At 33.0% G+C, this 13,253-nt stretch carries 1 protein-coding gene (running past one end of the window); it reads right to left on the bottom strand.

The genetic code is table 11. From position 1 onward, the window contains the following. Nucleotides 1–13,253 carry the final stretch of a hypothetical protein gene (locus tag LPB137_RS14635; RefSeq protein ID WP_076087685.1) on the bottom strand. 20,407 nt of this gene lie beyond the right edge of the window, so the window shows 13,253 of its 33,660 coding nt (coding positions 20,408–33,660); its start codon lies beyond the right edge, outside the window — the gene reads right to left on this strand; its stop codon occupies nt 1–3.

Consider the following 13,253-nt stretch of genomic DNA (forward strand, 5'->3'; position numbering starts at 1 on the left):
TTACACATCAGTTAAATCAATCGTAAGTGTTGTATTTCCTAAATTATAAGTTGTATTATCACTTATATCACTATTCGTATTTCCAGAATTATAACTATTTCTTTCTGTTGAACTTGAAGTATCAGTAAATTTAATTAAATCTGCTTGTGTTGATGTTAAAGATAAAGTTAAATTACCAGTTGAACTTCCTGTCCATGATTGAATTAATGCATCAGTGAATTCAAATTCTGTACCTGTATCTGCAGTATCCAAGTTTAAAGTTCTTATATCTAGTTTTTCTATATTTGTAAAAGATGATGCATGTCCAAATTCAGTATCACTACTTATTGAATTAGAATTACCTGTTAACTCAACATTATCTGTATTCGATCCACCATCAATATTAAAGTTATCAATATTACTAAAGTTTAAAGCAAAAGTATCATCGCCTGCTTCACCATTTACATTAGTAGGTTCATCTCCACTTAACGTGATATTATCATTTCCACTTGAAAGATTTAAATTTTCAAGATTTGAAATGTTGCTAAAATCTAAATCTCCAGAAACAGCTGTATCAAATGCTAAAGTGTCATCACCATTACCAAAATCTAAGATATCACTACTATCTAGTTCATCAAAATTAATATTTAGAGTATCATCGCTTATTCCAAATGTTGCATCTATAACTCCACTTGTATCTGCAAAAATAGACTCTACATCATTTGTTGCAGCTGTTCCTGTAATTGTTGCATTATAATCAGCATCCATAGTAATACCTGCATCCTGAAGTGCTTCAATTTCAGTACTTGTTCCTGTAACACCTGTAATACCTGATGCATCTACTGTACCTGTTCCATTTGTAGTATTAAGTGTAGTAATTGCATTTGCTGTTTCAGTTCCAGCACTTAATGTTGAATCAAAATTTGCTGGATTCGTATCAAGATCACTTAACGCTGCATTAATTTCTGACACACTTCCATTAATTGCAGTTAAGTTTGAGCCATCAATTGTACCGTTTCCATTAGCCGTATTTAATGTTGTTATATCTGTAGCATCAACAGAAGCTGCGCTAAGTGTAATATTTGTATCTTCACTTGTATAACCAGCTATTGTAGTAGCTTCAGAAATACTTACAGTATCATCTATTGTAATATTCTCATTTCCAAGACCATTATATTCACTAACATTTGTATCATAAATATTAGTTAATTCTGCTGCTGTACCGTTAATAGTATGTATAGATGTTAATGCACTTACATCAATTTGTTGGTTTGTTTTACCATTTAGAGCAACCAAATCAGCAGCATCTTGATTACCAGCAGTTACGGTTATAGTAATCTCATCAGTTGAAGCTGTAGTCAATCCATTTAAAATTGAAGCATCATTTGATGTCGCAGTTGCTGTTACTACACCTGTTGCAGAGTCTGCATTTATTGTATTTATATCTGCAACACTTACACTTCCACTTACATCTACTGCTAAACTTCCATCTGTTACTGTTGTGATTGTTGAATCTGTTGCTAGTACATCTTTTACATCTGTTGCATTACCAGTTAATTTTGTAATTACTGTTGCATTTATTGCTATTCCTGTTTTTGAATCGATTGTTTTTAAATCTGATGCTGATGTATCTGCCGCTGCCATATTTACTGTGATGTCATCATTATCATCTGTTGATAATCCAGTTAATGTTCCAGCAACCCCTGTATTTGCTGTTGCAGTTACTACTCCACTTGTTGAAGATATTGTATTTATATCTGTTACTGAAATATCTCCACCTGTTATTGTTACATCTTCATCTCCATCTAACAATACTAAACCTGTTACTACATCTGTAATTGTTCCATCATCTTGTGTTACTTCTTCAATTGTTGATACTGTAAAGTTATTAACTTTTGCATTTAAATTAACTAAATCACTCGCATTTACACTTGTATCTGTTGTTGTAAATGTTATTACATCATCTACGCCTACATCTACATCTGTAATTGCATCTAATGTTGCTTTTACTGCTCCTGCTGTGATTGTTGCTGTTACTACTCCACTTGTATCTCCAGCTATATCATTTATTACTGAAGCTGCTACTGTATCATCTACATTTATTGCTTTTGTTCCAAGTCCTGTTATTGTTCCTGCTGTATTTGCAGCTAGTGCTGTCTGTATAGATGTTGCTGTTCCTGTTAATTCAGTAATACTGCCTGCATCTACTGCAACACCTGTTGCACCGTTAATTATATTTATATTTGCAGCATCTGTACTTGCTGCTTCTAATTCAACTGTAATCATATCTGTATTACTTGTTGTTAATCCTGCTAACGTTGTTGCATTTCCTGTATCTACTGTTCCTACTGTTACTACACCTGTTGCAGAGTCTGCATTTATTGTATTTATATCTGCAACACTTACACTTCCACTTACATCTACTGCTAAACTTCCATCTGTTACTGTTGTGATTGTTGAATCTGTTGCTAGTACATCTTTTACATCTGTTGCATTACCAGTTAATTTTGTAATTACTGTTGCATTTATTGCTATTCCTGTTTTTGAATCGATTGTTTTTAAATCTGATGCTGATGTATCTGCCGCTGCCATATTTACTGTGATGTCATCATTATCATCTGTTGATAATCCAGTTAATGTTCCAGCAACCCCTGTATTTGCTGTTGCAGTTACTACTCCACTTGTTGAAGATATTGTATTTATATCTGTTACTGAAATATCTCCACCTGTTATTGTTACATCTTCATCTCCATCTAACAATACTAAACCTGTTACTACATCTGTAATTGTTCCATCATCTTGTGTTACTTCTTCAATTGTTGATACTGTAAAGTTATTAACTTTTGCATTTAAATTAACTAAATCACTCGCATTTACACTTGTATCTGTTGTTGTAAATGTTATTACATCATCTACGCCTACATCTACATCTGTAATTGCATCTAATGTTGCTTTTACTGCTCCTGCTGTGATTGTTGCTGTTACTACTCCACTTGTATCTCCAGCTATATCATTTATTACTGAAGCTGCTACTGTATCATCTACATTTATTGCTTTTGTTCCAAGTCCTGTTATTGTTCCTGCTGTATTTGCAGCTAGTGCTGTCTGTATAGATGTTGCTGTTCCTGTTAATTCAGTAATACTGCCTGCATCTACTGCAACACCTGTTGCACCGTTAATTATATTTATATTTGCAGCATCTGTACTTGCTGCTTCTAATTCAACTGTAATCATATCTGTATTACTTGTTGTTAATCCTGCTAACGTTGTTGCATTTCCTGTATCTACTGTTCCTACTGTTACTACACCTGTTGCAGAGTCTGCATTTATTGTATTTATATCTGCAACACTTACACTTCCACTTACATCTACTGCTAAACTTCCATCTGTTACTGTTGTGATTGTTGAATCTGTTGCTAGTACATCTTTTACATCTGTTGCATTACCAGTTAATTTTGTAATTACTGTTGCATTTATTGCTATTCCTGTTTTTGAATCGATTGTTTTTAAATCTGATGCTGATGTATCTGCCGCTGCCATATTTACTGTGATGTCATCATTATCATCTGTTGATAATCCAGTTAATGTTCCAGCAACCCCTGTATTTGCTGTTGCAGTTACTACTCCACTTGTTGAAGATATTGTATTTATATCTGTTACTGAAATATCTCCACCTGTTATTGTTACATCTTCATCTCCATCTAACAATACTAAACCTGTTACTACATCTGTAATTGTTCCATCATCTTGTGTTACTTCTTCAATTGTTGATACTGTAAAGTTATTAACTTTTGCATTTAAATTAACTAAATCACTCGCATTTACACTTGTATCTGTTGTTGTAAATGTTATTACATCATCTACGCCTACATCTACATCTGTAATTGCATCTAATGTTGCTTTTACTGCTCCTGCTGTGATTGTTGCTGTTACTACTCCACTTGTTGCGTTTGCTATTGTGTTTGTATCACTTGCACTAATAGCTCCTGTTATTGTTACAGCTTCTGTTCCGCCAGTTATTGTTAAGGCTTGTGTAACAGTTGTGGCATTTGCTCCAATATTAGTAGCATTTTCTGTTATTAAATCAATTGTATCTACATTAAAGTTATCTACTTTTACTTTTAAATCAACTATATCTGAAGCATCTGCACTTGGATCATTTGTTGTAAATGTTATATCATCACTTGCATTTACATTTGTTATTGTTGCTAATGTTGTATCGACTGCTCCTGTTGTAATAGTTGCAGTTAAAGTTCCACTAATAGCAGTAGCAACATCATCTACATCACTAGCATCTACATTTGTATCAGTTAATGTAATATTTCCTGCACCACTTAAATTAGAAGTTTTACTATCTAATTTATCAAAAGTTGTAGTTAAAGTAACACTTGAATCAACTAAAATACTTGAATTACCAAAATCTCCATCAAAAGTAGAATCAGCTGTGAACTCAACTGTAGTATCAGATTCTATTGAATCATCTAACAGTGTTGCAAAATCAGTACTACTATTTGTACTAACTTCTATTGTTGCTGTTCCACTTCCTGTAATAGAAGTTGCCGTTGTAGCTTGTGTTTCAGTTAATGTTACATCACCACTTACATTTATTACATCAATATTACCTGTACCATGAATATCATGTGATGTTAAATCTACTGTTGTTATTACATCTAATTGAACACTTCCTGTTCCTGTTTTATTAAATGTAATATTATCAAAGTCATGGTCATTTTCATCAGAAGTTGTTTCTATAATTAAAGTTCCACCATTTAAAATCTGAATTTCAAAATCTTCATCATCTAAGTTTGTCGCACTTAAAGTTGCTGTTTCATTTTCAGGAACAATAATTGTTTCAAAATTAAGTAGTGTAACTCCAGATAAATCAACTGTTCCACTTAAACTTAATGTATCAGTTCCTGCTCCTGCATCTAGAGTTGTTACATTTGAACTTCCAGTATAATTAAATGTATCATCTCCACTTCCTGTAATAATATGCTCTACATTTGAAAGAGTATCAATAGCACTTGTGTCATCTATAGTTATATCATTTGTACCATTAATATCAACAGTAACAGCCGTTGTCATTGTAGTATAATCAATTTTATCCGTATCGCCTAAACCATCAAAAGAAATACCACTTACATCAGTTGTATTTAAAGTATCAGCTTGTGAAGAACCAATAAAGTTTTCAAAACTTTCAAAAGTATCTGTACCAATATTTGAACCTGATGTAGTACCATTTTTATTTGTTGTATCTGTTAAATCAATAATTACACTACTTGTTGCTTGAGATACATCTAAGGTATCACTTCCTGCTCCACCTAGTAAACTATTATTGTAAATATCACCTTGAACGTTATCATTTCCATTACCCATTTTTACATGTTCAATATTTGAAATAGTATCACTAAGATCTGTTGCCGTAGCAGTTCCTGCTGTTAGATTAATTGTTACATCAGTAGATGATAAATCAGAATAATCTATCCAATCTCCAGTAGTTTCGCTAGATTCTCCTCCATCAATAGTATTTGTTCCAATACCACCATAAAGTCTGTCATTTCCTGCTCCACCTTGAAGGTCATCATCTCCTGCATTACCAGTTAAGATGTCATCTCCTGCATTTCCTATAAGTGTATTATTATTTGAATCACCAGTGATTAAATCAGCTGAGCTAGTTCCAGTAAGGTTTTCAATATTTGTTAAAGTATCTGTTCCATCAATAGTAACAGTTGCAGCTCCATCTACTAATGTTACATTTAATGGTCCAGTTGCCGTACTATAATCAACAGTATCGCTATCATCTGCTCCACCATCAATAGTATCATCTCCCGCACTAGTAATGAAAATATCATTTCCTGCGTCACCATACATAACATCTGCACCAACTCCACCATCTATATAGTCATCATTATCTCCACCATGAAGTTCATCATCTCCGTCTAAACCATAAATAAAGTCTGCTCCACCTTGACCATAAATAGTATTACCAATACTTGTACTCGTATCTCCTGTTAAAGTATCCCCTGAAGCACTTCCTACAATATTCTCAAAATTAGAAATTGTATCTGTACCAATATTTACCCCTGTAGAAACTGCTGTTTCTAAGTTTACAGTAACTCCTGAAGTCGAAGAAGAATAAACTAAAGTATCAATATCTAATCCACCATCTAAGATATCATCTCCTGTTCCACCTTCAACTATATCATCACCAGCACCTAATGTTAATTCATCATCTCCACCTAAACCTTGAATATAATCATTACCAGCACCACTATCAATAGTATTATTCTCTCCATCAGCTTTAATATAATCATCTTTATCGCTTCCATCAATATTCTCAATATCATAAAACTTAGTTGAATTACTTGCCCCTGAAGAAATAAACTCGATATTATTATCAGTTGTCATATCAACTGTATTTTCATATGTAGCTGGACTAGAATCTGGGTTAATTAAAATGTCACTATTTGCATCATTTACTGTACCATCAACATTACTGCTTAAGATTATTTTATCTGCATCACCATCACCACCATAAATATAATCAGAATCTCCAGATTCATTTGTAGTAACAGTAAAAGTATCATCACCATCTAAACCATAAAGAATATTTGTAACTCCATCTTCTCCAATAATTACATCATCTAATGATGTTGCTGTAATATTTTCTACATTTGTAATTGTTTGATCATTTGCAAATGCATCAGTACTTGTATTACTTCCTAAATCAACAACAACACCTTGTGTTCCTTCTTTAAAAATAACAGTATCTTCTGCTGCTCCACCATCTATAGTATCAGTACCTTCTTCATCATGAATAGTATCTTCTCCAGAATCTCCTGATAAGTTATTCGTTCCAGCTCCACCCCAAATAGTATCATCATTATCACCAGCATCAATATCATCATCACCAGCTTCACCATATAATCTATCATCTCCAGAAGAACCAGCAATAACATCATCTCCAATTCCACCGTATATTAAATCATTATCAGATCCACCATTTAAGGTATCATTTCCATCCATTCCAAGAAGTGTATCTGCTCCTTCATTTCCATTTACTGTATTATTTGCATTATCTCCCACAAATACATCAGCAACATTACTTAATGAAAATCTTTCAAAATCAGCTGTTCCATCATCTTCTTGATAAATAAGATCAGTATCTCCTCTTGAGTCAGTAACACTAAAGAAAGTATAATCTCCATCGCTAAGTGTTTTTAAACCACTTATTGTTACTGTTTGTGTTGTACTAGTTACAGAAGTATCTGCTGTTCCATCATCATTTGTATCAATATTCGCATCTTGTAAAATAATATTAGTACTTGACCCAGTAGAATATCCTCGATAATCTAGAATATCTTCTCCTACTCCACCAATTAAAGTATCATTTCCATCACCAGCATATGCCCTATCAGCACCATCACCTAAGTCATATACATCATTTCCATTTCTACCTAAAACTGTATCATTTCCATCATACATAATAAATGTGTTATCACCTGTAGTTCCCCAAGCAGATTCATTTCTTGCAGAACTATCTCTTCCTGATACATTTTCAAAATTATGTAAATTATCTGTACTAGAATTTAAATCTACTGTAGAAATATATGCATATTTTAAGCTTAGCCAGTCACCATTAGTTTCACCACCAGTTCCACCATCTAAGTAATCTGTTCCTGTACTTGATAAGTAAATTGTATCGTCACCTTCTTCACCATATAAAGTATCATTAGCAGCATCATCACCTCTTATAATATCATCTTGATTTGAACCTAATACTTGATCAATATTAGTTAAAGTATCAATATTCCCATATCCATCATTATTTACTCTATTATTTGTTAAATCTACATCAATTTTATTTACTGTATCATCAAATGCAGCATCACCCCAAGTATTATCAAAAGCTATAGTATCAATACCTGTATCTCCACCATTAATAATATCTGCACCATCTCCACCGTATAAAGTATCATTATCTTCGCCACCATCTAACTCATCAACACCAGCTCCACCGATTAATGTATCTTCACCTGTTCCACCATATAAAGTATCAGTTCCACCATTACCATCTAGAGTATCACCTCCACCATGTCCAAAAATAGTGTTAGTATCATCATCTCCACTTAATGTATCACCATAAACTGAAGTACCAATAATATTCTCAATATCTGTAATAGAAGATAATTCTTCGTTTCCATATCCATCTTCATTTACTGATGATGTAGATAAATCAACATCAACACTAGCTTCTACATCAAAGAAACTAATTGAATCATCGTCAGCTCCACCATCATAAGTATCAATACCATCGCCACCTATTAATATATCAATACCATCATTACCAAGAAGATGATCATTACCATCTCCTCCATTTAATTCATCGTTACCTTCATTACCATCAAGAGTATTATTAAGACTATCTCCTGTTAAACTATCATTTTCTATTGTTCCAAATAGGTTTTCTATATTTGAAATATTTGTTCCATTTACAACTACATCAATTCCAGAAGTAAATGTTCGATAATCTAACCAATCTCCTCCTCCACTACCTGAATTATGATTCCCTCCATCAATAATATCTGTACCAGAAGTTGCAAATATAGTATCGTCACCTTCTCCTGATTTTATATTATTAGAAGAAGCATTTCCTTTAATTGTATCTCCATATTCTGAACCTATAATATTTGATATAGATACAACTTGGTCTTGCCCATCAAATCCATCTTGTACAACTTCAACAGAATTTACAGTATCATTACCATCTTCATCTTTAGCATCTAAATAAACCTCAACAGCTTTTAAAGCATCATTGAAATCTAAAGTATCAGTTCCTGTTCCACCATCTATTTCATCATCACCAGCTTGTCCACTAATAGTATCATTTCCACTTCCACCATAAATAGTATCATTTCCAATACCACCATAAATGCTATCATTATTTGATTGCCCATATAAAGTGTCACTATAATCAGCTCCAGCTAAAGTATTAATAGAATCATTAAATCCATAAATTGTATCAGTACTTGCAGAACCTTTTAAAATCTCGATGTGGTCTTCTAAAGTATCTATATTACTTCCTATAGTTACTGTTCCAAAATCTCCATCTACTCCACTTCCAAGGTTTGCAATAATTTTTGAGCTAGTAATTTGTTCGTAAGTTAAAGTATCACTATCATCTCCACCTGTAATAAGATTACTTCCTACTCCAGAATAAATAATATCATTTCCAATTCCAGCATCTATAGAATCATTTCCTTCACCAGCACTTTTATTGATAGTATCAACACCATCTCCACCACTAATGCTATCATCTCCAACAGCACCATCAAGAATGTCATCACCTGTTCCACCTTCAATAGTATCAGTTTCTGATCCTCCTAAAATAGAATCATTATCTGCTTCACCTTGAAGTAAGTTACTTCCTGCGATACCTGTAATTGTATCATTACCATCTCCACCTATTAAAGTATTAGCCTCACTACTTCCTCTTAATTGGTCATCACCGTTAGTACCTAAAACAATTTCAATACTTTTTACTACATCAATAACCGCAACAGATGAATTTTGATATCCATCATCAGTTACTTGTTCTAAACCTAAATCAACAATAACTCTATTTTCATCTGCATTTGCGACATCAATAGTACTAAAATCTAAAGTATCCGTTCCATCTCCACCTATAAATGTATCAACTCCTTTTGAAGCATAGAAAGTATCATTTCCTTTATAACCATCTAAAACATTTATTTCAGTGAAGTCATCACTTCCTTTAAGAGTATCAATATTTTTAGTACCTTTAACATTTTCTATTCCAAATAAATTATCAGCATTTGTAGTAGTTACACTATCTTTAACTTGCTCTGCACTTAATGATAAATCTGCATTAATAGCAGTTGTGTCTGTGATATAACTATAATCAGCAGTATCGATTCCACTGTCAATATGAGTAGAACCATCATATGTTCCACCATAAATATAATCTCCATCTAAGCCACCTAAAATAGTGTCATTATCTCCTTGACCTTGTAGAACATCTGCTCCTAATCCACCGCTTAATAAGTCATTTCCACCATTTCCAGAAATTGAATTTATATTTTCATCACCTATTAAAGTATCTGCAAGATTTGAACCTATTACATCTTGAATATCATATAATTTATCTGTTCCTTCACCAACAGCAGTTTGAGTGCTAAGTGTTGTTGAAGATTCTTCAGATAACTCAATTGTACTATCTGAAGAAGAAAGATTTAATGAGATTATATTTGAAGCATTCGAATAATCAACAACATCTCTACTAGAATCTTCACTTAATATATTTTCTTCATTACCATAAATATAATCATCTCCTGAACCACCTGAGAATATATCTGCTCCTGTTTGCCCAATAAGAATATCACTTCCAGCTCCACCTTTGATAATATCATCATTAGCTCCACCATCAAGTAAATTATTTTCATCATCACCTGTAATATCATCAGCATAGTCTGTACCAGTAATATTTTCTATACCTGTAACAAACTCTTTATTATCAAATCCATCATTTTGTACTCTATATGTACTTTCTGTATCCAATGTTTGTGTAGTTGATAAATCAACAATTATTCCTTCTGTACCATCACTAAAATCTATAGTATCAGATGTTCCTTCTCCACCATCAATATAATCTTGTCCATCTAAACCTTTCAAGATGTCGTTTTCAGCTCCACCAAATAATGTATTTGAATATTCATCTCCTGAGATATTATCAGACCTATTAGTTCCTATAACATTTTCAATATCTCTTAAAGTATCAACTTTAGAGTTTGAAGAAGCAGTTCCAGATTTTGAACCATCATCATTAGTATCTAAATCAACTGTTACACCATAAGCTAAATCTGAGAAATCAGCTGTATCTTCATCAGCTCCACCGTCAATAACATCTGCATCTTCTCCACCTCGGATTGTATCATTACCGGCACCTGTTTCAATAATATTAGCTTGTGCATCTCCATAAATTGTATCAGCACCATCTCCTGTTAAAATATTTTCAACACCATCTAAAAACTCTTTGTTTCCATATCCGTCATTTTCAATCTTATATGTATCTTCACTTCCATCTGTTTGAGATTTTGTCATATCAACAATTACAGTTCCACTAGCATCTGTGAAATTAACAGTATCTGTTCCATTTCCACCTATTAATTTATCAGAACCTTCTCCACCTACAAGATAATCATTACCATTTCCACCATCTAAAGTATTGTCACCTGTATTTCCTAATATATAATCAGCTTTATTTGAACCTACAATATTTTCTATATTAGTAATAGTATCTGTTCCAAATTCGTTATGAATATATTGGCCATTATTATCATTTAAATCTACTGAAATACCTGTAATTGCTTGTGTATTATATATTCTACTATCATCATTAACATCTATTGAACTATAATCTAAAGTATCTGATGTTCCATCTATAGTTCCGCCATCTCCATCAATAGTATCATCACCTTCTCCAGCGTAAATATAATCATTTCCATCTCCACCTTCAACAACATCGTTTCCAGCTAACTCAGAGATAGTGTCATCACCTTCACTACCTAATAAAGTGTTTTCACCATCTGATCCTGTTAATGTATCTTTACCTACACCACCTGTAATATTTTCAATTCCAGAATAAATATCTATACCAATATCTGTACCTGTAGCATTTGTAGAAACATTTGCAATAATATCAGAAGCTACACCAGTATAATCAGCAGTATCACTACCTGAACCACCTATAAACTGGTCATTACCTGCACCACCGAAGAATGTATCATCTCCAGCATTACCAGTTAAAGTATCTTCACCAGCTCCACCATCAAGAATATCATTTCCAGTTCCACCATATAACTTATCTGAATCATCTCCACCAATTATTGAATCATTTCCAGCTCTTCCGTAAATAGTATCAGCACCAGTTCCACCATCTAATATTTCATATACAGTAGAATTTTCATCATTATCACTATTATCTCCACCATCAATATAATCGTCACCTGCACCACCAGATATTTCATCTGTTCCATCATTTCCAAATAGTGTATTATTATTTAAATCACCTGTAATAGTATCAACAAAATTTGTACCTGTGATATTTTCTATATTTACAATAGTATGATTATTTGCATTTGCATCTAAATTAACTTGAGCAATAGTTGCATCATTTAATGTAACATTTACACCTGCTGTTATACCTGTAACTAAACTATAATCAACTGTATCTGTGTCATCTCCACCATCTATTTCATCACCTGTAAAATCTAATAATTCTGTACCTGTAAAAGTTTCATTACCAGCATCTCCAAATAACTTATCAGCTCCAAGTCCACCTGTGATTTGATCATCATTATCTCCACCTTTAATATAATCATCACCAGCTCCACCATCTAAAATATCAGCCCCTGACATTCCAAATAATGTATTTTCATCACTATCACCAGTAATATTATCAGCAACAGTACTTCCTATAACATTTTCAATATTACTGATTGTATCATCAAATGTAGTATCAGCTATATCAACTGTAGTATCTACTCCACCATTTAAGGTTACTGTAATAGCATCGTTTCTTGAACTATAATCAATAGTATCACCTTTTGATTCTGTTCCATTTACATCACTCTCTCCACCATCTATTACATTTGAAACTGTACTTGAAGTTACAAAAGAGTCATCATATGAAGATCCTACAATATTTTCTATAGTTGTTAATGTATCTACACTTCCACCATTTTCACTTGCAGTTCCAGCTTCTAAATCTACATCAACTCCAGATGTATTATCATAGTCATATCGTACTTCATCAATACCATCTCCACCTTCAAAAGTGTTTACTAAAGAACTACCTGTGAATACATCATCACCTGAAGTTCCAATAATATTATTAATTGTATTAATAGTATCATTATCTCCACTTGCTAAAGTTACAGTTGAATCTCCACTTGCTAATAGTGTAGCTGTAACACTATTTGAAGTATCAGTTATAACGCTATAATCAATTGTATCACTACCAGTTCCACCTGTAATAGTATCAATTCCATCATTTGCGCTTGTAGCAATAAATGTATCTGAACCTTCATTTCCTACTAGAGTATCTGAACCTTCATCTCCATAAATTACATCATCTCCAATTCCACCATCAATTGAGTCATTTTCAGTTCCACCATGAAGTTCATCATCATCAGCTCCACCTAAAAGTGTATCAGCTTCTGCTCCACCGTATAATGTATCATTACCACCTTGTC

Origin of the sequence: Poseidonibacter parvus (genome assembly GCF_001956695.1) — a bacterium.
GTDB lineage: Bacteria > Campylobacterota > Campylobacteria > Campylobacterales > Arcobacteraceae > Poseidonibacter > Poseidonibacter parvus.